The organism is Curvibacter microcysteis, assembly GCF_028649455.1.
GTDB lineage: Bacteria > Pseudomonadota > Gammaproteobacteria > Burkholderiales > Burkholderiaceae_C > Curvibacter > Curvibacter microcysteis.
The window spans coordinates 127,888-152,241 of sequence record NZ_JAQSIO010000006.1 but is presented as its reverse complement, the minus strand read 5'-3'; the positions used below and the strand labels follow the sequence as shown (position 1 = coordinate 152,241).

Below are 24,354 nucleotides of genomic sequence, written 5' to 3'. Positions count from 1 at the left end.
TTTCGCCACTTTTGTGATCGCTGGCTGAGGCGCACCGATTTTTCATTGCCCAATCAAGGGCTTGGGCGCAAAATCTGAGCCGATTTGTGATGATTCCGCCGGGTTGACGCCCACCTTCAATGGCGGACCCCGGGAGCGACAGGAATGCCAAACCAACTCAACCAAGCAGCGGTGCAATTCCAGCGCCGGCGGATGACCTTCTCCGCCCTTTCGCTGCTGGGCCTGATGAGCACGCCCAGCTGGGCCCAACGCTACCCCGTCACCTCCGAGCAAAAAGCCACGGCCGAGCGCGTGGCCCAGAACGGCGTGCCCGTCAGCGAACTCGCCGCCAATGCGCCCGACAGCTACACCGTCAAGGCCGGTGACACCTTGTGGGGCATCTCGGGCCTGTACCTGAGCAAGCCCTGGCGCTGGCCCGAACTGTGGGGCATGAACCGCCAGGACGTCAGCAACCCCCACCTGATCTACCCCGGCCAAACCCTCTACCTGATCCGCCAAGGTGGCCTGGCCCGACTGAGCCTGCGCAGCAACAACAACAGCAGCGACGGCGGTGAGATCCCCACCGTGAAGGTGGTGCCGCGCACCCGCACCGAAGCGTTGTCGGCCAACGCCCTGCCCACACTGCGCATCCAGCTGATCGAACCCTTCCTGGCCGAGCCGGTGGTGGTCGACGAGCGCACCTTGCTCGAGGCCCCGCACATCGTGGCCGGCCAGGACGATCGCGTGCTGATCAGCCGTGGTGACCGCGCCTACGCCCGGGGTGAAGCCAACACCCCACTGGTGATCGGACCCGGCCTGCCGCGCGACTTCCGCGTGTTTCGCAGCGCCAAGCCCATCAAGAACCCCAACAACGGCGAAATCCTCGGCTACGAAGCCCAGTACCTGGGCCGAGCCCGCCTGGAGCGCAGCGAAAGCACCCAAGACGCCCCCGAGGCCAGCCCGCCGCTGCGCCCCTTCCCGGACAGCCGCGTGTCGGACCAAGGCTACCCCACCGAAGCGCCCAAGCCCGCGCCCGGCGAGGTGGTGCCCGCCACCATCGACATCGTCTCGATCAAAGAAGAAATCCGCGCGGGCGACCGCCTGCTGCCCGAGCCGCCGCGCCAACTGGTCAACTACGTGCCGCGCGCCCCTGAGATGCCCATCACCGGCGGCCGCATCGCTTCGGTCTACGGCAGCGCTGTGGCCAATGCGGCGCAAAACCAGGTCGTGGCCATCAACCTGGGCAAACGCGACGGCATCGAGGCCGGCCATGTGCTGGCCATCCTGACCGAGGGCGCGCGCATGATCGACAAGACCGACGACCAGCGCACCCGCGTGAAGCTGCCTGATGAGCGCAACGGGCTGCTGATGGTGTTCCGCACCTTCGATCGCGTGTCCTATGCGCTGATCCTCGAGATCAAGCAAACCGTGCGCGTCGGCGACCGGCTGATCCACCCGCTCTGAGCAGCGCCCATGCCTGCGCAGCACCGTCCCCCGCGAGGCTGAATGCCCCAAGCCCTGCCCAGCCGCGAGGAAATCTCGGCTTGGCTTCGGCTCACGCTCAGCCCTGGCCTGGGCAAGCAAAGCGCGTATCGCTTACTCAGTACCTTCGGTCTGCCTGAGGGCTTGTTTGAACAATCCAGCGCGGCCCTGTCCCCGCTGCTCAGCCCGGCCCAGATCCGCTCGCTGCACACGGTGCCCGAGACACTGCCCGAGCTGCTGGAACGCACCTGGCGTTGGCTGCAAGCGCCCGCCCCCGGCCTGCGCCACCGCGTGCTGAGCCTGGCCGACCCCGACTACCCCAGCGCCCTGTTGGCCCTGGACGACCCGCCGCTGCTGCTGTACCTGATCGACGCCGCAGCGCCCCCTGCAGCCCCGACCCCGGCCGGCCCAGAGGCCCCATCCACCTGGGGGCGGGGCGCCCAAGCGCTGGCCATGGTGGGCAGCCGTGCGGCCAGTCCGCAAGGCCTGGAGACCGCCCAAGCCTTTGCCCAGGCGCTGGCGACGCAAGGCGTGACCATCGTTTCGGGCCTGGCCCTGGGCATTGATGGGGCGGCCCACCGGGGCGCACTGGCTGTGCCGGACCCGACACCACACTGGCCCACCCTCGCGGTGGTGGGCACCGGGCTGGATCGGGTCTACCCACGCCAACACCAGGCCCTGGCGCACCAAATCGCCCAACGCGGCCTGCTGCTCAGCGAATACCCTTTGGGCACGCCGCCGCTGCCGGGCAACTTCCCCCAGCGCAACCGCTTGATTGCAGCGTTGTCGCAAGGCACGCTGGTGGTCGAAGCCGCTTTGGCCTCGGGCTCCCTGGTCACCGCGCGTTTGGCCGCGGAACAAGGCAGGGAGGTGTTGGCCATCCCGGGCTCCATCCACGCGCCCCATTCCCGGGGCTGTCACGCGCTGATCCGCCAGGGCGCCAAGCTGGTCGAGACGGTGCAGGACATCGTCGAAGAAATGCCCTGGCAGACGCTGGCCCCCAGGGTTCAGACCCGCAGCTCACCGGCCCGAAGCCGCGCCAACGCTGCAGCGGCACGGGCCCGCCACAACCCCCAACCCCAAGCCATGCCCAACACCGAGCGCCCCGCGACCGACACGCCCGCTGAACCCACGGCCAGCCGTGCCATGCCCCACGACCCCGATGCCCTGCTGGCCGCTCTGGGCCATGGCCCCAGCTCGTTGGACGCGCTGCAAGCCCGCAGCGGCCTGCCCACGCCCGAGCTGCAAGCCCGTTTGCTCACGCTGGAGCTGGACGGTCAGGTGGCGCGCCTGCCGGGTGGGCTGTTCCAGCGCGTCGGACTGGCCTGAAAAGCGGGCTTGGGCAAGTCGGCTATATTCCGCGCATGATGGAAGTTCTGGCGTTTGTGTACGAAAACTATGGGCAAGGCGACAACTGCCCCGAGCTCAAGCAACTCAGCGACAAGCTGAATTCCGAGGGCTTTGACGAGACCGAGGTCGAACAGGCCCTGGATTGGCTGGAAGGCCTGCAAGAGGCCGCCGCCACGCTGCGCCGCCAGCGCCCCAACGCCAACAAGCAAGCCAGCGCCCTGGCCTGGCTCGCGCCGCAGGCCACCAGCCTGCGCGCCTACACGTCGCATGAACTGGAGCACCTGGGGGCCGAAGGCCTGGGCTTCATCCACTTCTTGCAGGCCGCGGGTGGCCTGCCACCGGCCCTGCATGAGGTGGTGATGGAGCACGCGGTCGCCACCTCGGGCCGGGCCCTCACGCTGGAGGCCCTGAAGGTCATCATCTTGATGGTGTTCTGGCAGTTCAACCACCAGCCCAACGCGCTGGTGCTCGACGAGCTGTGCAGCTCGCCCACCCAACGCACCCTGCACTGAACTGCCGGCCCCGTCGGGCACGGCCAATCAGCTGAGCAAGCGCTCCGGGTTGGCGTCGAGCTTGGCCAAGGCCTCGCGCGTGGCGCGCAAGGTCAGCGTTTCTTCTTCCTGCGGCACCAGCAAGCCGGCTTGCAGGTAAGCCGCCAGGCGGCGCAGCTGGATCAGGTAGCTGCCGCCATCCAGGGAGGCAAACAAGTGCAGCTGTCGGCGCTCGCTGCGCCAGGCGTACTGCACCTGGGTCGTCGAGCCATTGTGGTCCAGCGTGAACCACAAACCCGGCTGCAATTCCAGCGCCCAGGCCAACATGTCTTCGCTGGCCTGCCCGCCGCCACCCACCACCACGGTGAGCGAAGTGGAGTCCACGCCCAGCATGACCTCCAGGCTTTCGGCGTCCAGCGGCAACTCGTCCAGGCCCTCTTCGGTGACGTAGTCCTCGAGGTGGGTCAGGCGCTTGGCCATGGCGTCGATGGTGGCCTGGGGGATGGCTTCGGTCTTGGACAGGAAGGCGTCCGCCAAGGTCTCGCTGAGGATCTTGATGTGCGCCTCTTGCGCGCTGCCATTCACGCCCAGCAGGCTCAGGCCCTGGCGCAGGCGCTGCAGCAGCATGGGCAGGTCGTGGATGACGCGCGCGCGATCGGCCCGGTTGGGCTTGGCGCTGGCAGCCCACACCAGATCGGCCGCGGTCTTTTTGAACAAGACCGTGGTCTCGTGCTGGGGCCCGCTGCGCACCGCCGACAAGGCCAGCACCTCGGACCAGACCTTGAACAGGAAGTCGCGCACCTCGTCGCGCACCGGCATGTCCTTGAGCATGTTGCGCAGCTCGATGGTGTACTGGATGCCCAGGGTTTCTTTTTGCTCCACCTGCTGGGCCACCGAGACCAGGCGCGAGGTCTTGCTCTTCTCGGTCAGGAATCGGTCGAGGAAGCGCTGGAACTCGTCGTGCACCAGCTGGAACACGCGGCGGCCGGTTTCAGGGTACTGCTCGATCACCTGCACCACGCGGCGGATCTCGGCCTCCAGGGCCGAGTCGGCGATGGCGTTGTCATCAAAGCCCAGCACGCAAGAGCCCATGCGGTCGATCAGCAAACGGGCTGGGTGGCTGAGGTTCTCAAAGAACTCGGGCTCGGCCAGGGCCACGCGCAACACCGGCACCTGAAGGCGGGCAAACCAGACCCGGATGGTGGGCGGCAGGCGCTCTTCGGACAGGATGCTTTGGAACATCAAGGCCACGATCTCAATCGTGGCCTTCTCCGCCGGATTAGAGGTCTTCTTCTTGAGCTCGGCCGACTTCTCGCGCACCGCACCCGCGGCCGCGGCCACACCGCCGGCCGTGGCGTCGAGCACCAGCACGTCCGACATGGGCGCGCCGTCGCGGCGTTGCTGCAGCAGCGGGGCCTGCGCCAGCGCCTGAGCCAGCGCTTCGCTGGCCACGCCGGACAATTGCAGACCAGCGCCCAGGCCGCCCGCCACGCCCATCCCCCCAGAACCCGATCCCGTGAAAGACCCGGCGCCTGAGGCGGGGCCTGCCAACACCGACGCGCGGCCGCTCGAGAAGCCGCCGGGCACATCGCCCACCGAGCGCATCAGCAAACGCTGCAGCTGCCCCATCAGACCATGCGCCCGCGCCCGGGCGCGCAACAAGGGGGTGGTGGCGGTCAGCAAGCGGGTGTCTTCGATGCGGCCGCCCCCGCTGCCCAGGCCGGTGCGGGCCGAGTGCAGGTCTTGCGCGGTCGACATCAAGGTGGCCGACTGGGAGCTCAGCTCCAGGCCAGCCGAGGAGGGCGCGCGCTTCACGCGGGCCCGCAGATCGTCATTGGCCACCACACCGCGCTGCATGAGCCAGGTGTTGGCCTGGCGGTAGGCCTCGCGCAACTGGGCCGCCATCAAACCCTTGAGGCGCTCGAACACGGCCACCAGGCTGTCGCGCGACAGCTCGCACTTCACCCACTGTTCCACCATCAGCTGGACCAGGGTCTCGACGCGCAGCACATCGTTGGCGGGCAGCTCCTCGCCCGCTTGCAATTCCTGCAGGCGGCCGCGCAGCTCACCCCACTCCAGGGCCACACGCTCGGACAGCGAGGCCGCCAGGCGCGAGGACATGATCTTGTTCTCGACCACGTCGTCGCCGAGCAACTCCAGGTTGAGCACATCGAAGTTCGCTGCACGCGGCGCGGGGGACGGCGAAGAAGGCTTGGCAGCCCCCTGCCAGGCCTGGCGCAAGCCCGCCAGCAAGCTGGGACGCTGGTCTTGCCAGGCCAGCCAGGCATCACGGTGGGCCTGCATGTCGCGCGCCGTGCCGGTCTGGGAAGCCAGCGCCAGCAGTTGGGTGTCACAGGCTTCGGCCAGCGCCGGCAAGCCTTGCAGGAGCACATCGATGAAACGCTTGCGTACCTGCGCCCCCAGCTCACCGGGAGGCGTGGTCGCAGCGTAAGTGGCCATCGGTGCTCAGCTCCTGTGGATCAGGCAGGTCAGACCGTGGCCCCGGCGTTGGGGTCGGAGGGGTCTTCGTCCTTGCGCACCGGGCCCTTGACCAAGTCTTCGCGCTTGATGCCCAGCCACATGGCAATCGCCGCGGCCACGAAGACCGAGGAATAGATACCGAACAAAATGCCGATGGTCAGGGCCATGGCGAAATAGTGCAGGGTCTGGCCACCAAAAAGCAACATGGACAACACCATGATCTGGGTCGATCCGTGGGTGATGATGGTGCGGCTGATGGTGGAGGTGATGGCGTTGTCGATGATCTCGACTGTGTTCATCTTGCGGAAACGGCGGAAGTTCTCGCGGATCCGGTCAAAAATCACCACCGACTCGTTGACCGAGTAGCCCAGCACGGCCAGCACCGCGGCCAGCACGGCCAGCGAGAACTCCCACTGGAAGAAGGCAAAAAAGCCCAGGATGATGATCACGTCGTGCAAGTTGGCGATGATGGCCGCCACGGCGAACTTCCACTCGAAGCGCACGGCCAAGTAAATCATGATGCCCAGCACCACCACGCCCAGGGCCTTGAGGCCATCGTGGGCCAGTTCTTCACCCACCTGCGGGCCGACAAATTCCGTGCGGCGCAGCGTGGCTTCAGCGTCCAGGGCCTTCAGCGCGCCCATGACCTGCTCGCTTTGCTGGGCCGAGCTGACGCCTTTTTGAGCCGGCAGGCGGATCATCACGTCCTTGGAGCTGCCGAAGTTCTGCACCTGCACGTCCGAGAAGCCCAGGCCCGCCACCGAGGTGCGGACCTTCTCCAGCTGAGCCGCCTGGGTGTAGCTGACGTGCATCACGGTGCCGCCGGTGAACTCCACCGACAGGTGCAAGCCGCGCGTGAGCAGGAAGAACAGCGCTGCGGCAAAGGTGAGAAAGGAAATCACGTTGAACACCAGCGCGTTCTTCATGAACGGGATGTCTTTGCGGATCTTGAAAAATTCCATCGCTTGGGTCCTTGCTGGGCCGCGCTGCCCTCAGGGGCGCGCGGCCGGATTCAGTCTGCCTGTTTCAGTCGGCCCGGTTCATTCAGCCCGGCTCAGCGCCGTGCCACCGTCGGGACGCCACACCGTGCCAATGGCCACGGACTTGAGCTTCTTCTGACGGCCATACCAAAGGTTGACCAGGCCGCGCGAGAAGAACACGGCCGAGAACATCGAGGTCAAGATGCCGATGCAGTGCACCACGGCAAACCCGCGCACCGGGCCGGAGCCGAAGGCCAGCAAGGCCAGGCCCACGATCAGGGTCGAGATGTTGGAGTCCAGGATGGTGGCCCAGGCGCGGTCGTAACCGGCGTGGATGGCCGCTTGCGGCGCCGCACCGGCGCGCAACTCTTCGCGCACGCGCTCGTTGATCAGCACGTTGGAGTCAATGGCCATGCCCAGCGCCAGCGCCATGGCGGCGATGCCGGGCAGGGTCAGCGTGGCCTGCAGCATGGACAGCACGGCCATCAGCAGCAGCAGATTCAGGCCCAGGGCCAGGCTGGAGAAGACGCCGAACATCATGTAGTAGACGCACATGAAGACGCAGATCACCACAAAGCCCCAGGTCACGCTGTGCAGGCCCTTGGAGATGTTCTCGGCACCCAGCGTGGGGCCGATGGTGAGTTCTTCGATGATTTCCATCGGCGCGGCCAGCGAGCCCGCGCGCAGCAGCAAGGAGGTGTCGGTAGCTTCCATGGCCGTCATGCGGCCCGAGATCTGGACCCGGCCGCCGCCGATTTCAGAGCGGATCACCGGGGCGGTCACGACCTCGCCCTTGCCCTTTTCGAACAAGATGATGGCCATGCGCTTGCCCACGTTCTCCCGCGTGACGTCGCGGAAGATGCGCGAGCCCTTGGCGTCCAGCGTCAGGTTGACGGTGGGCTCCTGGGTCTGGCTGTCAAAGCCGGGCTGAGCGTCGGTCAGGTTCTCACCGGTCAGGATGAACTGCTTCTTGACCACCAGGGACTGGCCGTTGCGGTCGGGGTAGCGTTCGCTGCCAAACGGGACGGGGGCGCGGCCGGTTTCAGCCGAGCGGGCGTCCGAACTTTCGTCGACCATGCGCACTTCCAGGGTCGCGGTGCGGCCCAGGATGTCCTTGGCCTTGGCCGTGTCCTGCACGCCAGGCAGTTGAACCACGATGCGGTCCACGCCTTGCTGCTGGATCACGGGCTCGGACACGCCGAGTTCGTTGATCCGGTTGTGCAGCGTGGTGATGTTCTGCTTGAGCGCCATCTCCTGCACCTTGCGCGCGGCTTCGGGCTTGAGCGCGGCGCGCAATACGAATTCGGTGCCATCGGGGGCGTCGGTCAGCAGCAACTCGGGGAACTGGTCGGCGATGGCGTTGCGCGCAGCCTGCACGGTCTGGGCGTCACGTGCCTTGACCTCGACCACCTGGCCGTTGCGGCTGATGCCGCCATGGCGCACGGTTTTCTCGCGCAGCAGGGAGCGGATGTCGCCCGCCAGCGAGTCGGCCTTCTTGGTCAAGGCGGCCGCCATGTCGACTTGCAGCATGAAGTGCACACCACCGCGCAGGTCCAGGCCCAGGTACATGGGCGCGGCGTGCAAGGCGCTGAGCCAAGACGGGGTGCTGGAGAGCAGGTTCAGCGCCACCACATAGGACGGGTCGCTGGCGTCAGGCACCAGGGCGTGCTGCAGCGCGTCCTTGGCCTTGAGCTGGTCGTCGGGGGTGAGAAAGCGCGCCTTGATGGAGTTGCCGTCAAAGGTCAGCGCATCGGCCTTGAGGCCCGCCGCGCCCAGCGCGTCTTGCACGCGCTGCACCGTGCCGGTGTCGATCTTGATCGTTGCCTTGCCCGAAGACACTTGCACGGCCGGAGATTCGCCGAAGAAATTGGGCAGGGTGTAGAGCACCCCTACGAGCAACACGACCAAGATGATCGCGTATTTCCAGACCGGGTAACGGTTCATGATCGCGCTGATACCTGACTAATGAAAAGAAAGTTGGCCCAGCGCTCGGCAGCACACGCCGCCGAAGGCAGGGCCGGCCAGACAGGCAAGCGCAGAGAGCGGTTTGCCTGGTGGGCCATGGCTGGTTTACTTCACCGAGCCCTTGGGCAGCACTTGGACCACGGCGCTGCGCTGGATTTGCACTTCCACGCCATTGGCCACTTCCAGGCCCAGGTGGGTTTCACCCATCTTGGAGACCTTGCCCAGCAGACCGCCGGAGGTCACGACTTCGTCGCCCTTGGCCAGCGCGTCAATCATGGCGCGGTGTTCTTTTTGGCGCTTCATCTGGGGGCGGATCATGACGAAGTACAGCACCACAAACATCAGCACCAGGGGCAGCATGCTGGTCACGGAGGACATGATGTCGCCACCGGCGGCAGCGGCCGGGGCCGTTTGGGCAAAAGCGGAAGAAATGAACACAAAAGACTCCACAAGGGGTGACAAAAAACAAAGCTTGCCGGCCCGCCCAGGCCGGAGCCAGGCGGGCGGGTGCTGGCAGATTGTAAGCCGGGACCATCCCCCTGCCTGGCCAGGGATTTGACAGCGGCACTGGCCTTTTTCAAGGCCTGCGGCTGAAGGGATCAGGCGACGGCCGAATAGCGGGCTGGGCCACAAGCACGGGCCACCATGAAAAAGGCCGGGTGTCGCCACCCGGCCGCTGGGCCCTGAGGCCATTGAAGCGGCGCCCCATGACGCCCGCGTGTCGCCCCTCAGGCCGCTTGACGGCTCGGCGCCTGGCCGCGCCACTGGGCCAACAAGGCCTGCCAGCGCTGGCGCGCGGCGTGCAGATTGCGCTCCTTGACGTGGCCGTAACCCTTGATTTGCTCAGGCAAACGGGCCAACTCAAGGGCCAAAGCGTGGTTATCGGCGCTCAGGCCCCGGCACAGCTCCTCGACCAAGGCGCGGTACTCGGTGATCAGGGCACGCTCGGTGCGGCGCTCTTCGGTGCGCCCAAACACATCGAAGGCCGTGCCACGCAGGCCCTTGAGCCGCGCCAGCCAGCGGAAGCCCGTCAACATGGCCGGGCCGTACTTCTTCTTGAGCAACTGACCCTTGTCGTTCTTCTTCGCCGTCAGCGGCGGCGCCAGGTGGAAGTTGAGTGTGAAGTCGCCCTCGAACATGCTGTTCACACGCGCCAGGAAGGCCGGGTCGGTGTGCAGGCGGGCCACTTCATACTCGTCTTTGTAGGCCATCAGCTTGAACAGGTAGCGCGCCACGGACTCGCTCAGCGCGGTCTTGCCCAGCGCGCCCTCGACCTGCTGCACCTGGGCCACCAAAGCTTGGTAGGTGCTGGCGTAGGCCGCGTCCTGGTAAGCGGTGAGGAACTCCACCCGGCGCGCCACCAGCGAAGCCACGGTCTCACGCGGCTTGAACTGCAGCACCTGGGTGGGGGCCAGCAGGGCCTGCACCGCCGCCGGGGCGTGCGCGGCCTGACGGCCCCAATGGAAGGCGGCCTTGTTGGCCTCGACCGCCACGCCATTGAGCTCGATGGCCCGGGTCAGCGAGGCCAGGCCCAGCGGGATCCAGCCTTTTTGCCAGGCGTAGCCCAGGATCATGGGGTTGACGTAAATGCTGTCGCCCATCAGGCGGCTGGCCACGCCTTCGGCGTCAAACGCGCCCAGGCCGGCGCCCACCGCCTGCTGGATTTGGGCAAGGCAGGCATCGGCGGGGTTTTGCCATTCGGCATTGCGCACAAAAGCGGCCGTGGGCGTGCTGTGCGAATTGAGGGCGACGAAGGTGCGGCCTTCGCGCATGCGGGCCAGGGTTTCCTTGCCTGCCGCCACCAGCGGGTCGCAACCCAGCACCAGGTCGGCCGCAGCCACGCTGACGCGGGTGGTGCGGATGTCGTCCTGACGCTCGGCGATCAGCACATGGCTCCAGGTGGCGCCGCCCTTTTGGGCCAGGCCCGCAGCGTCTTGCGTGACGATGCCCTTGCCCTCGATGTGGGCGGCCACGCCCAGCAGTTGGCCGATGGTGATGACGCCGGTGCCCCCGACACCCGCCACCACAATGCCCCAGACCCCGCCATGCGTGGCCGGGATGCCGCGCAGCAGCGGCTCGGGCACGGCGCCCAGCTCGAACGGCGACACGGCTTGGCCCTTGGCCTTCTTCTTGAGCTGGCCACCTTCGACGGTGATGAAGCTCGGGCAGAAGCCCTTCAGGCAGGAGGTGTCCTTGTTGCAACTGCTTTGGTTGATGGTGCGCTTGCGACCGAACTCGGTCTCCAGCGGCTCCACGCTCAGGCAGTTGGACTGCACGCCGCAGTCGCCGCAGCCCTCGCAGACCAGCTCGTTGATGATCACGCGCTGGGCCGGGTCGACCATCGTGCCGCGCTTGCGGCGGCGGCGCTTTTCGGTGGCGCAGGTCTGGTCGTAAATGATGACCGTGGTGCCCTTGAGCTCACGGAAGGCGCGCTGCACCGCGTCCAGGGTGTCACGGTGCTGGATGGCGATGCCCTCGGGCAGGCCTTGCACGCCGGCGTACTTCTCGAGTTCGTCGGTGACGATGGTGATTTTTTGGGCGCCCTCGGCGCGCATGCTTTGCGCGATCTGCAGCACCGAGTGGCCCTCGGGGCGCTCACCGACCTGCTGGCCGCCCGTCATGGCCACCGCGTCGTTGTAAAGGATCTTGTAGGTGATGTTGACCCCCGAGGCGATGCTTTGGCGCACCGCCAGCAGCCCGCTGTGGAAGTAGGTGCCGTCGCCCAGGTTGGCGAACACATGCTGCTCGGTGCTGAAGGGCTGCTGGCCCGTCCAAGGCACGCCCTCGCCGCCCATCTGCGTGAAGCCCACGGTGCTGCGGTCCATCCAGGTGGCCATGAAGTGGCAACCGATGCCGGCCATGGCGCGTGAGCCTTCAGGGACCACGGTGCTGGTGTTGTGCGGGCAACCCGAGCAGAACCAGGGCTGGCGGTCGGCGCCTTGCACGCCGTTGACCTCGATCACCTGCATGGAACGCTGCTTGGCCTCCAGCAGGGCCAGCTGGGTCTGCACCCGGGTGGCCAGGTCACTGCCCGGCACCAAAAGGCCCAGGCGCTGCAGGCGCTTGGCGATGGCACGTGCGATCAGCGCAGGCGACAGGTCGGCGTTGGCGCGCAGCAAGGTGTTGGCAGAAGGGTTGGGACGCGACCATTCGCCGCCACTGAATTCGCCCTCGCCCTCGTCGAACTTGCCCAGCACATTGGGGCGCACGTCGGGACGCCAGTTGTAGAGCTCTTCCTTGAGCTGGTACTCGATGACCTGGCGCTTTTCCTCCACCACCAGGATCTCTTGCAGGCCAGTGGCGAATTCGCGGGTCAGTTGGGCCTCCAGCGGCCAGACCACGCCCACCTTGTGCAGGCGGATGCCCAGGGCGCGGCAGGCGTTGTCGTCCAGGCCCAGGTCGACCAGGGCTTGGCGCATGTCGTTCCAGGCCTTGCCGCTGGCCATGATGCCCAGGCGGTCATGGGGCCCCTGGACGGCGGTGTAGTTGAGGCGGTTGGCGCGGATGTAGGCCAGGGCGGCGTACCACTTGGTGTCGAACAGGCGGGCTTCCTGGTCCAGCGCGTGGTCGGGCCAGCGGATGTGCACGCCACCCGGGGGGATCTCGAAGTCGGTCGGGATCTGGATCTGCACCCGGTCCGGATCGATCATGGCGGTGGCGCTGGACTCGACGATCTCTTGGATGGTCTTCATGCCCGACCAGACGCCGGCATAGCGGCTCAGCGCAAAGGCATGCAGGCCCAGGTCCAGGATTTCCTGCACGGTGGACGGGAAGAACACCGGGAAGCCGCAGGCCTTGAAGATGTGGTCGCTCTGGTGCGCGGCGGTGGAGCTTTTGGAGATGTGGTCGTCGCCCGCCACCGCGATCACCCCACCCCAAGGCGTGGTGCCAGCCATGTTGGCGTGCTTGAAGACGTCGGAGCAGCGGTCCACGCCCGGGCCCTTGCCGTACCAAATGCCAAACACCCCATCGAATTTTTGCGTGCCCTCGGGCGCGAAGCCCAGTTGCTGCGTGCCCCACAGCGCGGTGGCGGCCAACTCTTCGTTGACGCCGGGTTGGAACACGATGTTCTGCGCCTTCAGGTAAGGGCTGGCCTTCCAGAGGGCCTGGTCGTAGCCGCCCAGGGGCGAGCCCCGGTAACCGCTGATGAAGCCCGCCGTGTTCTTGCCCTGCTGGGCGTCGCGCAGGCGCTGAAGCATGGGCAGCTTGACCAGGGCCTGCACCCCGCTCATGAAGGCGCGGCCGTAGTCCAGGCTGTATTTGTCGTCCAGCGTCACCGTTTCCAAGGCGCGGCGAATGTGGTCGGGTAAGGGGGCGTTCATCGTTGTCTCCTGGCGCGGCACGGGGGCCTGCCGCTTGTTGCTTTTTTGACGCCGGTCCAGCGCGCTGGGCCTGACGTGGCGAGGTTCGAATGAGTGTATGCGGCGGGCCCAGATATGTCTTTGCGTTCTATTCCCTCAAAAAGGCATCAAAAGATCAAATCTTCCCCATAATTCAGTTCTGAGAAAGATTTATCCAAATCAAGGGTTTTCACGGCAATTCAGCCCTGGCTGCTTCAGGCCTCTGCAGGCGCTGTCCAGCCTCCCTTGATGCGCTTTTTGCCGACCGGCCGACACCCCATGAACACCCTGGACAAATTCGACATCGCCATCCTCATCGAGCTGCAGGCCGACGCCCGGCTCACCAACGCCGAACTGGCCCAGCGCGTGGGCCTGTCGGCCGCGCCGTGCTGGCGCCGCGTGCGGGCGCTGGAGGAGGCAGGCTTCATCAAGGGCTACCGGGCCGAGATCGACCGCCACAAGATCGGCCTGGGCGTGCTGGCCTTTGTGCGCCTGGACGCCGAACGCAACACCGGCGACGCCACCAAGCGCCTGGAAGACGCGGTGCGCGAGCTGCCCGAGGTGATCTCCTGCCACTACATCAGCGGCACTGGCACCTTTGAGTTGCAGGTGGTGGCGCAGGACCTGGACAGCTTCTCGCGCTTTGCGCTCAAGAGCCTGATCAACCTGCCCAATGTGAAGGACCTGCACACCAGCTTCTCGCTGGGCGAGGTGAAAGCCAACAGCGCCTTGCCCCTGGGCCACCTCTTGCCCCAGGGCAAGACCTCGGCGCCACGTTGAAGCCGAGTGTGCTCAGCGCGGCCACAACACCCACAAGCGCAGCGGCTGCTTGAGGCGGCCGGCCAGCTCGCCCGCGTCGGCGCCCCAGCCGGCAAAGTAGTCGGCCCGCACCGGGCCGATGATGGCGCTGCCCGTGTCCTGCGCCAGCACCAAGCGCTGCAGCTGGGCCGTGGGACCGCTGGAAACCAGCCACACCGGCGTGCCATAAGGGATGTTCTGGCGCTCCACCGCGATCGAGCGGCCGGGCGTCAGCTCCACGCCCTGGGCACCGCGCGGACCTTGAGAGGGATCGGTGCCGGACAAGGCCTCTTCCTTGAAGAACACGTAGCGCGGGTTGCTCCACAGCAGCTCGTTGCTGCGCTGCGGGTTCTGCGAAATCCACTGGCGGATGCCTGGCCAGGTGGCGTCGCGTGTCAGGTTCTGGTCGAGCAGCCAGCGGCCAATGCTTTTGTAAGGCTGGTCGTTGGTGGCCGCAAACGCCAGACGCACCATGCGCTGGCTACCGTCGGGCTCGGTGATGCGCAGGCGGCCCGAGCCCTGGATGTGCAGCACCATGGCCTCGACCGGGTCGGCGATCCAGGCGATCTCGCGCCCGCGCAAGGCGGCCTGGGCGTCGGCCTGGGTTTCGATCTCCTGGCGCGTGTACCAGGGGCGGCGCTGGCCCAGGCTGGCGGGCGCGCGGTACAGCGGCACGGTGTAGCCCTTGCCGGGCAGGCGGCTGGCCGGGATCACGGGCTCGTAGTAGCTGGTCAGCAAGCCCTCGGCCTGGCCGTCCAAGGACTCCACCCGGTGCGGCTGCAGGCGCCGCAGCAGCCACTGGCGCTGCTCTTCCGGGGTGGCGATGCTGAGTTGACGCACCTCGGCGCACAAGGGGGCAAAGACCGGGCCAGGCCGCTCGCAACTTTTGACCCAGGCGGTCCAAGCCTCGAACAGGTTGTCGTCCTTGAAGCCCGGCAAGTCCGACCAGCGCACCGGCACCCAGCGGCTGTTGCCTTGCACGCGCGGCACGGGCAAAGGCTGGTTGTCATCGGCCTCCAGGGGCGCGGACGGCGTGACCACCGGCGCCGGGAGGCTGGTTTCAGGGGGGCTGCTGGGGGCCGGCAAGCGGCTGGCACAGGAGGCCAGCATTCCTACAATGAGGACTGTCGCGGCATTCCACAGGAGTCTTTTGATCATGGGTCTGATTTTGCTTGAAGCCCTGCTGGCGCTGGCCGTGCTGGTCTTGATTGTCTGGTGGACCATGTTTTCTGGTCGCCAAAAAGGTGAACTACCGCCACCGGACGAAAAAGACACAGATTCTCACAAAAAGTAAAGCCAAAACCGACGATTGGCAGCTTAAAGCAGCTACAAAGCAGTCTCAACCCGGGGGCTCCTGCGCCCCCATCCTGGAGACTGACGATGAAGAAAACCCTGCTCACCGCCCTGGCGGCAGCCACCCTGTTGGGCGCTTGCGCCGACATGAGCGAGAACCAACGCCGCACCACCACGGGCGCTGGCGTGGGGGCCTTGGCGGGCGCCGTGTTGAGCTCCGCCACGGGGGGCAGCGCCGGTACGGGGGCGGTGTTGGGCGCCGGCATCGGGGCCCTGGGCACCTACATCTGGTCGCGCCACATGGACGAGCAAAAGCGCACCATGGAACAAGCCACCCAGGGCACGGGCGTGACCGTGACCCAGACGAGCGACAACCAACTGCAGCTCAACATCCCCAGCGACATCTCGTTTGACACCGGCAGCGCCGCCATCAAACCCAACCTGCGCCCCATCCTGGACCAGTTCGCCACCAGCCTGCGCAACAACCCGCGCGCCGAGGTGCGCATCGTGGGTCACACGGACAGCACGGGCAGTGACGCCGTCAACCGGCCCCTGTCGCAGGACCGGGCCGCCAGCACGCGCGACTACCTGGCCGCACGCGGCGTGGCTTTCGAACGCATCCAGATCGAAGGCCGGGGCGCCAGCCAGCCAGTGGCCAGCAACGACACCGTGGAAGGCCGGGGGCGCAACCGGCGTGTGGAGATTTTTGTCGGCGAGCGCTCCAACTGAGCAAACTGACCGGGGCCTCGCGCGGGGCCTCTGACCCGCCCGCCCGGGGCTCCCCACGCCCAACACGGCTTGCGCTGGCCGCGCTCAAGCCGCCTTGACGCCGATGTGGTATAGGCCCCAGGGCGCCTTGGCAAAGCCTTCGCTGGCGGGTTTGCCCTTCAAGGCGGGCAGCTTGGCGGGGTCGAAAACGGCCCACAGCGGGCCCAGGCCCCCCAAGGCCATGGGGCGACCGTCGATGCGCGTGGCCACCATCATTTGGCGCGCCTGGATGTCGGCCACGCTGAGTGCGACGTTGTAGCCATCCACCGCGCGCAGCTCGATATGGCGCGTGGGCGTCAACACCACGCCTGCGGCTTGCAGCACCGTGGTCAGCAACGGCCCGCTCAACTGGTGTGGTTTGTTGTCGTACTCCAGCGCGGGCTGGATGCTGACCGCGGGCAGCGCCGCCAGGGCCGAAGCCGTGAAGGTGGTGGCCTGGCTGAACTCGATGCCGTGCTTGCCCATCATCTGGTCGATGACCTTGTCCAAAGGACCCCGATTGGGCTTGCCCACAGCCCCGCTGACGGTCAGCAGCACGGGTTCGTCGCTGGCCGCTTGGGCCTGGCTGGGCAGGGTGGGCAGCAGCGCGCCGGCCGCGCCAGCAAGGGACAGGAAATGGCGTTTTTTCATGCAAGGCTTTCTGCGCCCGGGGGCCCGGGCGGGTGGGCGAAATTCTGCATGAGCCGCTTGTCGGCCACAAGCGGAGGCGCCCGCGCAGGGGCCCCGTGCTCAGTCCAGGCTGCGCAGCAGATTGGCCAGCTCGACGGCCGACTTGACGTTCATCTTGTCGAACACGCGCGAACGGTGCACTTCCACCGTGCGCACGCTGATGTCCAGTTGGTCAGCGATCAGCTTGTTGGGCAGGCCCTCGATGACCAGGCGCATCACGTCACGCTCGCGGTCGGTCAGCTCGGTCAGGCGGGTTTGCAGGCCCACGCGCTGGCGCCGCGTGGCCAAGACCTCGGCCGAGCGCCGCAGGGCCTGCTCGATGCGGTCGACCAGGGCGTTGTCGGAAAACGGCTTTTCACAGAAGTCAAAGGCGCCGCGCTTGACCGAGTCAACCGCCGTGGGCACGTCGGCGTGGCCGGTCAGGAAGATCACCGGCATGGCGTCTTGCAGGCCGCGCTCGATGAGCTGCTCGAACAAGGCCAGGCCGCTCATGCCGGGCATGCGCACATCGAGCAACAGGCAGCAAGGCTGGGTGGGCGCGGGGCGCGATTGCAGCACGCGGTCAAAGCTCTCGGCGCTGTCAAAGACCTCGCTGAGGAGGCGGCGCGAGCGCAACAGCCAGGCCAGGGCGTCGCGCACGCCGGCGTCGTCGTCCACGATGTAAACAGTAGCGTCAAGCGAGGGTTCCATAAGCGTTGGTGCAGTGCGTGAGCGCGTCCCAGGTCAGGGCGCCGGGGTTTTCTTGACGGGCAGGGTGAAGCGAAAGATCGTACCGGTTGGCGAGAGCCGCTCGAAGCCCAGGTAGCCGCCGTGCTGTTCCACCACCGTGCGGCACAGGCTCAGGCCCAGGCCCATGCCCTCGGCCTTGGTGGTGAAAAAAGGCGTGAACAGCTGCTGGCCGACCTCGTCGGGAATGCCGGCGCCCTGGTCGGCCACCGACCATTCCAGCCAGCCATTGGCCTCGTTCGACGCGGCCTTGCGCGCCTGGATGCGCAGCACGCGGTCGCGGATCTCGGGTTGGTCCATGGCCTGCATGCCGTTGCGGGCCAGGTTGAGCAGCACCTGCTCGACCATGGTGCGGTCGCACATGACCTCGGGCAGGCCGGGTTCGATCTCGGTGACCACGCGCACGCCCAGCTTGCGGGCCTGCAAGGTGACCAGGGGCATGATGGCCTCCAGCAAGCGGCGCGCGGGCACGGCCTCGCGGGCCTGATCGCGCCGGCGCACAAAGTCGTGCACGCTCTTGATCACACGCCCGGCGCGCTCGGCCTGCTCGGCGATGCGGCGCAAAGCCATTTCGATGTCCGGCGTGACCGTGCTGTCGCCCTGGCGCAGCAGGTTCATGGAGCCGGTGGCGTAGCTGGAGATGGCCGCCAACGGCTGGTTGAGTTCGTGGCTGAGCAGCGAGGCCATCTCGCCCACCGTGGCCAGGCGGGCCGTGGCCTGCAGGCGCTCTTGCGAGGCGCGCGACAGCTCTTCGATGCGGCGCTGCTCGCTGATGTCCAGGAAGGCGCTCATCCAGCCGGTCTGCAGGCCTTGGGCGTTGATCAGCGGGGCCTCGATCACCAGCACCGGGAAGCGGCTGCCGTCCTTGCGCATGAAGACCGACTCAAAGCCTTCGCGTGGCGGCACGTTGCCCGCCAGGCGAATGGCCTGGCGCTGCTCGTACTCGCTGACCAGGTCCGGCGGCCAGTAGGGCGCGGGCATGCCGTGGCCCAGCAGTTCGTCCGAGCCAAAGCCCACCATCTGGCAAAACGCCGGGTTCACGTAGGTGATGTGGCCTTGCAGGTCGCGCGCGCGCAAACCGGTGACCAGGGAGTCCTCCATGGCCTTGCGAAAAGCCAGGGCGTCGGCCAGGTCACGCTCGGCCGCCAGGCGCCGGCGGGTGTCCTTGGCCAGCAGCACCAACACCGACACCAGGGCAATCGCCATGGCCGTGACCAGCGCCGTCATGACATTCGGGAACAGGCTGGGCGCGCTGTGCCAGCTGTCCAGGCGCAGCACCAAGGTGTTGCCCGGCAGGTCCAGCAGCTGCTGGGCGGTGAACATGCGCGTGCCACGCCGCGCCGAGCCATGCAAGGCCAAGCGGGTGCCGTCGGCCTCGGTGAAGGAAAGTTCCTGGCTGCGCGTCAGCTGCTTGCCCACCAGGTTGGACAGCACCTCTTGCAGCGCGTAGGTGGCCAGCACATACCCAGAGACGCGACCCGAGCTGATCAAGGGCATGCACAGCTCGACCACCTCCAGGCCCAGGCCGTCAATGCGGGGCACGAAATAGGAGCTGGAATACGCCGGACCGTTGAAGCGCCGCGCCGTGGCGCAGGCCAGGGCCACATCGGTCTGAGCGCTCTCGCGACCGCTGCGGTCAAACAAGCTGCTGCGGTAAGGGGTGTCGACCTGGGACAGGGTGTGCAGCGCGCTGTCGCGCCACTCGATGCGCACGATTTCGCGGTGCTCGCGCAACAGCTCGGCGGCCTCGATGGCCCAGGAGTTGGGGGTGGGGTTGCTGGCCTGCAAAGCCTGCAGGCTTTGCACATTGCGTGTGAGGCCGCTGCGGATGTCGGTCACCGCGTCCGAGGTGTCGCGCTCGATGCGGGCCTGCACCTGGCTGGCCTCGTAGCGCCCGGCCAGGTAGACCATCACGCCCAGCATCAACAGCACCAGCACCGCCAGCAGCAGCCACAGGATCCAGCGCCGCCAGCCCAGGGGCAGCAGGCGGGCCTCATCGGCACGCCCAGGCAGCAGGGTTGAGCTCGGCCCGCTCACAGAACGCGGTGGCCCAAAGCGGGCAGTTGTGCACGGCAGCGCTGCAGCACCGCGGCATCCAGCTCGGCCATCACCGCGCCCGGGCCCTGGGCCTGCTCGGCCAGCAGCTCGCCCCAAGGGCTGACAGCCAGGCTGTGGCCCCAGGTATGGCGGCCGCTTTCGTGCACGCCACCCTGGGCTGGCGCCAGCACATAGGCCAGGTTCTCGACCGCACGGGCGCGCAGCAGCAGCTCCCAGTGGGCCTGGCCCGTGGTGTAGGTGAAGGCGCTGGGCACCAACATCAGTTGGGCGCCATCGCGGGCGTAAGCACGGTACAGCTCGGGAAAGCGCAGGTCGTAGCAAATCGACAAGCCGATGCGCCAGGTGTGACCGTCACGCGAGGGCAGGTCAAAACACGCGGGCTGGTGCCCGGCTTCGAGCACGCGCGACTCGTCGTAGCGCTCACGCCCGTTGTCAAAGCAAAACAGGTGGATCTTGTCGTAGCGGCTCACGCAGTCGCCCGCCGGTGACCAGACCAGGCAGCTGTTGGTCACGCGTTCGGGCTGGGCCGTGCTGAGCGGCAGGGTGCCGCCCACGATCCACAAGCCCAGCTCGCGCGCCGCGCGGGCCAGGAAGTCCTGGATGGGACCTTGGCCCGGGCGCTCCTGCACCGCCAGCTTGTCGGTGTCGCGCGCGCCCAGCAGGCAAAAATACTCGGGCAGCACGGCCAGCTCGGCGCCTTGCTCGGCGGCCTGCTGCAGCAGTGCGCGGGCGGCCTGCAAATTGGCGTCCACGCTGGTGGCCGACACCATCTGGAGGGCTGCGACTTTCATGGGTGGAGGGCTCCGTTGGAAGTAGGGCTGGCCTCGCGCGCGGGGCGTTCGACCTTGACGATGCGCGGCTCGGTCCAGCTGCCATCGATGTGGAATTCTTGCGTGGCCGCTTCCATCAGCGGGCGGCGCAGGAACATCTGCGCCAGGAAGGTGCCCAGGCCGATGGCGGGGTTGATGGCGGTGGCCACCAGCGAGGCCGTGCCGGCATTCACCTCGGGCACCACCACCACCTTGAGGTCCTGGGTTTCACGCGCCAAATCGGCCGAGCCTTCCATCAACACCGCCGCATTGACGCCCTTCATTTGCAGGTTGTTGGTGCTGGCCCGGCCCTGCTCGATGCGTGCGTCGCCACGCACCAGGTCAAAGGAAAAGCCCTGGCTGAAGACGTCGCGGAAGTCGAGCGTCAGTCGGCGTGGCAAGGCCTGCAGGCTGAGCACCCCCAGCAGCTTGGCCAGGCCCGGATCGGCCTTGAGAAACTGCCCCGATTCCAGGTTGATGCTGATCTGGCCGGCCAGGCTGGGGTAGTCCAGCGACAGGGGCGAACCCAACCAGGCCACCTGACCTTCCATCAGCCCATGGCCCTGCCGCACCACGCCGGCCATGCCCAAACGCTTGAGCAGTTCGCCGGCGTCGCGCACGTCGAGGCGGAAATTCATCACGGTGCGCCGGTGCTCTTGCAGCGAGCGGCTCAGGCGCGACGCGCCCACCTGGGCCCAATTGCCAGTGGCGGTGAAGGTGGCCTCGGGCGTGATGAGGTTGAACTTGTTGAGCCGCCACTCGCGCTGGGCCGTGTCGCCACCTCGGTTGACGGCTTCGATCTCGACCCGCCCCAGGCGCTTGCCGCGCAGCTCGAAATCGTCGACCACGATGTCCAGCGCGGGGATGGTGGCGGGCTGCTCGTCGAGCAGGGCTTCGACCTCGTTTTGCGTGCTTTGCGCCAGCTTCAGGCGCGACAGGCGCGCGAACAAGCGCCCGGCCCCGGTGCCGCCGGGCGGGCGGTACTCGAGGTAGCCATTGAGCTCCTGAGCGTCCAGGTTGGCGCGCCACATCGCGCCCTCGCGGGTGCTGCCCAGCACCACGTTGTGCAATTGGCGGCCGTCCGCGGTCAGCTCGCCCGCGCGCACCGCCATGGCCGTGGGCAGGTAGCTTTGGGTGGCGGCGTCGGCCGCGTTGCTGGCGGGTGCTGCTGCATTGGGTCGACCCGGCCCGCCAGCACGGGTCAGCACGTGCTCCCAAGCGTCCAGGTCCAGCTGGGGCAGTTGCACGCTGGCCATCACGCCGCTGGCTGGCAGGGGCGCGGCTTCACCAGCGGCCAAGCCCACCGCCACGCTGCCCTGCAACACGCGGGCCTGGGGACCGGACAGGTCGCGCAGGTAGTGCACCGACATCAATCGGCCCAGCTCCACCTGCAACTGATCGCGCAAGGGTCCCCCCGCGCCCGCATCGCGCAGCAAGCTGTTGTCAAAACGCAGCGGCAGGGCGACATCGGCTGGCTTGTTCAGGGGCGCGGGCAGGTTCAGTGCCAAGCCTTGCAAGCTGCTTTGCACCTGGATTTCCGGCTGGCCCTGGTAAAAGCCCAGGGCCAGGGTGTAGGGCGCACTGCCACTGGCGTGCTCGGCTAGCTTGGCGACAAAGCCCAGCTCCGCCGCCTGGCGCAGGCCTTCGGCCGTGGCCACACCGCTGGCGCGCAACTGCACCTGGGGCTCGCCCAAGGCCACTCCCGGGCTGGCCGCTGGGGCCGGGCGCATGCCGCCCTCGAGTTTGAGATCCCCCCCCAGGGCCCGGCCCTGCACGTTGTTGAGTTGGAAGCCGGTCTCGGAAAACGCCACGCTGCCGCGCAGGCGTGACAAGCCCGGTGCCTGCGGCGCGATGCGCAAATCGTTGCTGCCGGTGAAGGCCACGCTGCCTTGCACCTTGGTGCGCTCGATCTGGCTGATGGGCAGGGACAGCTTGAGTTTGACCTCCGTGGGCCCGCTGACGCTGGCCTGGCCCAGGGCCTGGTGGGTCAAGCGGCTGAGGGCCGAGCCATTGACCAAGGCCACCACTTCAGGCAGCGGGCCTTTGACCGTGGCATCCACCCCGACCACGGTGCGCATCAGGTTGGGGATGTCGGCCTCGACCTTGGTGATTTGCAGTTCGGGGTGATTGGCAAAGCGGGCGCTGGCGCCTTTGACGTACATGCCCAGGCGATCGAACACCAAGTCCCCTTGCAGCTCACTGAGCGCCGGCCAGGGCAAGGTGCCAGCCGGCATGATCGACTTGGGCACATAGGTCAGGGCCGCGTCGCGCACCTTGGCGCTGATGCGGAACTCGCCCTGCTTGGGGTTGGCGAAAGGCAGGTCATGCAGGTCGCCCTTGATGCGGAACTGCGCGTGGCTGACCCGGCCGGCCGTGACGGCTTCCTGCACGTAATGGCGCACATCCGCATTCAAATACAGCGGCAGGTAGCGGTGGATGCGGGCGCCGTCGGCTTCGCTGACGGTGGCGTTCAAGTCCAGCACACCAGGAAACCGGGAGCGGGCACTGGACTTGGCCGGGTCGGCGCTTTGCCACTGCAGGCGGGCCTCGCCGCGCAAGTCGGGGTTGGCAAAGTGCAGATCGCCGACCTGCAGCGTCAGACGATCCCCTTCACGCTGCCACTGCAACTGGGCATCGAACTGGTCGACGGGCAACACCGGCTCATCGAACACGCCAGGCAGGTCAAATTGCCCACCCGCCATCTGCAAAGCGGCCTTGCCACCGGCCTGGGTGAGGTCAAAGTCCAGGTCCAGCCCCCGCACCCCAGGCAGGCCCTCGCGGGCGCTGAGGGACAGGCCGGCCACGCGGCCTTTGACGCTGTAGCGCTCCGGCCCATCGGCCGGGCCTTGCCACTGGGCTTGCAAGGTCTGCACCAGGCCGCGCGGCGCGTGGCGGGCCAGTGCCTGGTGGGTGGCCTCGCCCAAGGGCACGCGGTGGGCAATCTGGCTCAAGGCGGCCAGATCCATGCGGTCGGCACGGAACTCGCCCCGCCCGGGCTGTTTGGCCTGGGGCAGGGTGTAGCTGACGAACACATTGCCCCCCGGCCAGCGCAGGCCATCGGCGGTCAAGAACTGCAAACCGCTGGTCGAGAAATCAAAGCCCCCGGGCAGGCGGTGCCCGCCCAGGCGCCCCTGCACCGAGCTCAAGGCCAGCGGCTCCAGGCCCGGCGCCAGCTGCACATTGACCGAGGCCAGGGCCACGTCCGCGACGGCGCCAGTGAGCTGGCCCTTGGCCACATCGGCCCACAGGCGCAGCGCGCCCTGGCCGCTGCTGACTTCGAACCCCGGGTCAATTTGCTGGCGCAGGCGCGCCACATCGACACGGTTGAACTGGGCGAAGACCTGGCCGGTCCAGTCCTGCCAACGGCCCCGGTGCACGCTGATCAGAGGCTGGCGAAATTGCGCCACCAGGCTGAAACGCTCGCCCCACTGGGACGGCGGGGTGGCGTCTAGGCGCGCGATGTGGCGCCGGGGGCTGTTGCGCATGACCAGGCTGAGGTCGGACAGCGACAAAGTGTCCAGGCCGCGCTGTTCGTCTGTCCAGTGGACGATGCCGCCGGAGATCACCAGTTCGGCCTGAGAAAACACCCAATCCGCGATCTGGCCCCCATCCCCAGGCGTCCCGTCCAAGGCCAGGCCCGCCACATGCAGGCGGCCGTCGGCGCTGCGCCTCACCTCCAGCTCGGGCCGGTCCACATACAACTGTTGAAAACCCAGGTTCCACAGGGAGCGCGGCGACAGGGCCGCCACCACGCGCGGCAGGATCAGGGCATCCCGCCCTTGCATGTCGGACAAGGTGACGTCTTCGAGCTCAAAGGTGGGGATCAAACCCTCGCTGCGGGCGCTGATGTGACCGATGTGGACAGGAAGCCCCAAAGCCCGGCTGGCTTGCCTTTCCAGCTGCGGACGGAATTCAGCAATCCGGGGCACAATCCAGCCGTGCAGCGCCCCCCAGGACAGCGCCAGCACGAACCAAAAAGCCAGCAACACCCGCAAGGTCCAACGCGCCAGGGCTGAGGCCATCTTCAGTCCTCGGGTTGGAAGGGGCAGGGTGTCGTTCATGTCGCGGATGGAATGTGGCCGGAATTATGACCCGCAGCGAAACCAGGGCCGACAGCGGCCCTATGAAGATATGTGAATCAAAGCAGCAACCACCCGGTTGCTTG

17 protein-coding genes are annotated in these 24,354 nt (G+C 67.2%); 6 read left to right on the top strand and 11 right to left on the bottom strand.

The window, feature by feature from the left end; translation table 11 throughout:
- The first annotated feature begins 144 nt into the window (after positions 1-144).
- The 3 genes from PSQ39_RS16085 to PSQ39_RS16075 are packed head-to-tail and all read left to right on the top strand — an operon-like array spanning position 145 to position 3,323.
- On the top strand, positions 145-1,443 hold the full coding sequence (locus tag PSQ39_RS16085; RefSeq protein WP_273927849.1) for a LysM peptidoglycan-binding domain-containing protein: 1,299 nt from the start codon (positions 145-147) through the stop codon (positions 1,441-1,443).
- Positions 1,444-1,485: 42 nt separating this feature from the next.
- Positions 1,486-2,790: a DNA-processing protein DprA gene (gene dprA / locus PSQ39_RS16080; RefSeq protein ID WP_273927848.1), complete on the top strand. Its 1,305-nt coding sequence runs from the start codon at positions 1,486-1,488 to the stop codon at positions 2,788-2,790.
- Positions 2,791-2,825: 35 nt separating this feature from the next.
- Positions 2,826-3,323, top strand: a complete 498-nt coding sequence (locus PSQ39_RS16075; RefSeq protein ID WP_273927847.1) for a DUF494 family protein — start codon at positions 2,826-2,828, stop codon at positions 3,321-3,323.
- Positions 3,324-3,350: 27 nt separating this feature from the next.
- On the opposite strand, the gene PSQ39_RS16070 is transcribed toward PSQ39_RS16075, so the two are convergent.
- The 5 genes from PSQ39_RS16070 to PSQ39_RS16050 form a co-directional block, all read right to left on the bottom strand.
- A complete protein-coding gene (locus tag PSQ39_RS16070; RefSeq protein ID WP_273927846.1) occupies positions 3,351-5,762 on the bottom strand; it encodes a DUF1631 family protein in 2,412 nt (803 codons plus the stop codon).
- 29 nt (positions 5,763-5,791) lie between these two features.
- On the bottom strand, positions 5,792-6,745 hold the full coding sequence (gene secF, locus PSQ39_RS16065) for a protein translocase subunit SecF (protein ID WP_273927845.1): 954 nt from the start codon (positions 6,743-6,745) through the stop codon (positions 5,792-5,794).
- 78 nt (positions 6,746-6,823) lie between these two features.
- Entirely contained in the window at positions 6,824-8,707 is a 1,884-nt protein-coding gene (gene secD / locus PSQ39_RS16060; protein ID WP_273927844.1) for a protein translocase subunit SecD, read from the bottom strand.
- A 126-nt stretch (positions 8,708-8,833) separates the two neighbouring features.
- Entirely contained in the window at positions 8,834-9,166 is a 333-nt protein-coding gene (gene yajC / locus PSQ39_RS16055; protein WP_273927843.1) for a preprotein translocase subunit YajC, read from the bottom strand.
- A gap of 290 nt (positions 9,167-9,456) precedes the next feature.
- Positions 9,457-13,050, bottom strand: a complete 3,594-nt coding sequence (locus PSQ39_RS16050) for an indolepyruvate ferredoxin oxidoreductase family protein (protein ID WP_273927842.1) — start codon at positions 13,048-13,050, stop codon at positions 9,457-9,459.
- Positions 13,051-13,347: 297 nt separating this feature from the next.
- Between PSQ39_RS16050 and PSQ39_RS16045 the strand changes: the two genes are divergently transcribed.
- Positions 13,348-13,848: an Lrp/AsnC family transcriptional regulator gene (locus tag PSQ39_RS16045; RefSeq protein ID WP_273927841.1), complete on the top strand. Its 501-nt coding sequence runs from the start codon at positions 13,348-13,350 to the stop codon at positions 13,846-13,848.
- Between the two features lie 12 nt (positions 13,849-13,860).
- On the opposite strand, the gene mltA is transcribed toward PSQ39_RS16045, so the two are convergent.
- Complete coding sequence (gene mltA, locus PSQ39_RS16040; RefSeq protein ID WP_273927840.1) at positions 13,861-15,024, bottom strand: murein transglycosylase A; 1,164 nt, start codon at positions 15,022-15,024, stop codon at positions 13,861-13,863.
- On the opposite strand from mltA, the gene PSQ39_RS16035 reads away from it, so the two are divergent.
- Positions 15,023-15,160, top strand: a complete 138-nt coding sequence (locus PSQ39_RS16035; RefSeq protein ID WP_273927839.1) for a hypothetical protein — start codon at positions 15,023-15,025, stop codon at positions 15,158-15,160. The genes mltA and PSQ39_RS16035 overlap by 2 nt on opposite strands.
- An 86-nt stretch (positions 15,161-15,246) precedes the next feature.
- Positions 15,247-15,888, top strand: coding sequence for an OmpA family protein (locus PSQ39_RS16030; RefSeq protein ID WP_273927838.1), 642 nt, complete (start codon positions 15,247-15,249; stop codon positions 15,886-15,888).
- A gap of 84 nt (positions 15,889-15,972) precedes the next feature.
- On the opposite strand, the gene PSQ39_RS16025 is transcribed toward PSQ39_RS16030, so the two are convergent.
- The 5 genes from PSQ39_RS16025 to PSQ39_RS16005 form a co-directional block, all read right to left on the bottom strand.
- Complete coding sequence (locus tag PSQ39_RS16025; RefSeq protein ID WP_273927837.1) at positions 15,973-16,557, bottom strand: molybdopterin-dependent oxidoreductase; 585 nt, start codon at positions 16,555-16,557, stop codon at positions 15,973-15,975.
- Positions 16,558-16,656: 99 nt separating this feature from the next.
- On the bottom strand, positions 16,657-17,286 hold the full coding sequence (locus PSQ39_RS16020; RefSeq protein ID WP_273927836.1) for a response regulator transcription factor: 630 nt from the start codon (positions 17,284-17,286) through the stop codon (positions 16,657-16,659).
- 33 nt (positions 17,287-17,319) lie between these two features.
- Positions 17,320-19,338, bottom strand: coding sequence for a two-component system sensor histidine kinase NtrB (locus PSQ39_RS16015; RefSeq protein ID WP_409242048.1), 2,019 nt, complete (start codon positions 19,336-19,338; stop codon positions 17,320-17,322).
- Between the two features lie 17 nt (positions 19,339-19,355).
- On the bottom strand, positions 19,356-20,171 hold the full coding sequence (locus tag PSQ39_RS16010) for a carbon-nitrogen hydrolase family protein (RefSeq protein ID WP_273927835.1): 816 nt from the start codon (positions 20,169-20,171) through the stop codon (positions 19,356-19,358).
- Positions 20,168-24,250 carry a YhdP family protein gene (locus PSQ39_RS16005; protein WP_409242047.1) on the bottom strand — a complete coding sequence of 1,361 codons (4,083 nt, stop codon included), beginning with the start codon at positions 24,248-24,250 and terminating at the stop codon, positions 20,168-20,170. The genes PSQ39_RS16010 and PSQ39_RS16005 overlap by 4 nt, the downstream gene beginning before the upstream one ends.
- Between the last annotated feature and the right edge of the window lie 104 nt (positions 24,251-24,354).

Excerpts from the sequence above, each read along its gene's own strand:
- PSQ39_RS16085 (WP_273927849.1), top strand. The coding sequence starts at position 145 with ATGCCAAACCAACTCAACCAAGCAGCGGTGCAATTCCAGCGCCGGCGG.
- dprA (WP_273927848.1), top strand. The coding sequence starts at position 1,486 with ATGCCCCAAGCCCTGCCCAGCCGCGAGGAAATCTCGGCTTGGCTTCGG.
- PSQ39_RS16075 (WP_273927847.1), top strand. The coding sequence starts at position 2,826 with ATGATGGAAGTTCTGGCGTTTGTGTACGAAAACTATGGGCAAGGCGAC.
- PSQ39_RS16070 (WP_273927846.1), bottom strand. The coding sequence starts at position 5,762 with ATGGCCACTTACGCTGCGACCACGCCTCCCGGTGAGCTGGGGGCGCAG.
- secF (WP_273927845.1), bottom strand. The coding sequence starts at position 6,745 with ATGGAATTTTTCAAGATCCGCAAAGACATCCCGTTCATGAAGAACGCG.
- secD (WP_273927844.1), bottom strand. The coding sequence starts at position 8,707 with ATGAACCGTTACCCGGTCTGGAAATACGCGATCATCTTGGTCGTGTTG.
- PSQ39_RS16050 (WP_273927842.1), bottom strand. The coding sequence starts at position 13,050 with ATGAACGCCCCCTTACCCGACCACATTCGCCGCGCCTTGGAAACGGTG.
- PSQ39_RS16045 (WP_273927841.1), top strand. The coding sequence starts at position 13,348 with ATGAACACCCTGGACAAATTCGACATCGCCATCCTCATCGAGCTGCAG.
- PSQ39_RS16035 (WP_273927839.1), top strand. The coding sequence starts at position 15,023 with ATGGGTCTGATTTTGCTTGAAGCCCTGCTGGCGCTGGCCGTGCTGGTC.
- mltA (WP_273927840.1), bottom strand. The coding sequence starts at position 15,024 with ATGATCAAAAGACTCCTGTGGAATGCCGCGACAGTCCTCATTGTAGGA.
- PSQ39_RS16030 (WP_273927838.1), top strand. The coding sequence starts at position 15,247 with ATGAAGAAAACCCTGCTCACCGCCCTGGCGGCAGCCACCCTGTTGGGC.
- PSQ39_RS16025 (WP_273927837.1), bottom strand. The coding sequence starts at position 16,557 with ATGAAAAAACGCCATTTCCTGTCCCTTGCTGGCGCGGCCGGCGCGCTG.
- PSQ39_RS16020 (WP_273927836.1), bottom strand. The coding sequence starts at position 17,286 with ATGGAACCCTCGCTTGACGCTACTGTTTACATCGTGGACGACGACGCC.
- PSQ39_RS16010 (WP_273927835.1), bottom strand. The coding sequence starts at position 20,171 with ATGAAAGTCGCAGCCCTCCAGATGGTGTCGGCCACCAGCGTGGACGCC.
- PSQ39_RS16005 (WP_409242047.1), bottom strand. The coding sequence starts at position 24,250 with ATGAACGACACCCTGCCCCTTCCAACCCGAGGACTGAAGATGGCCTCA.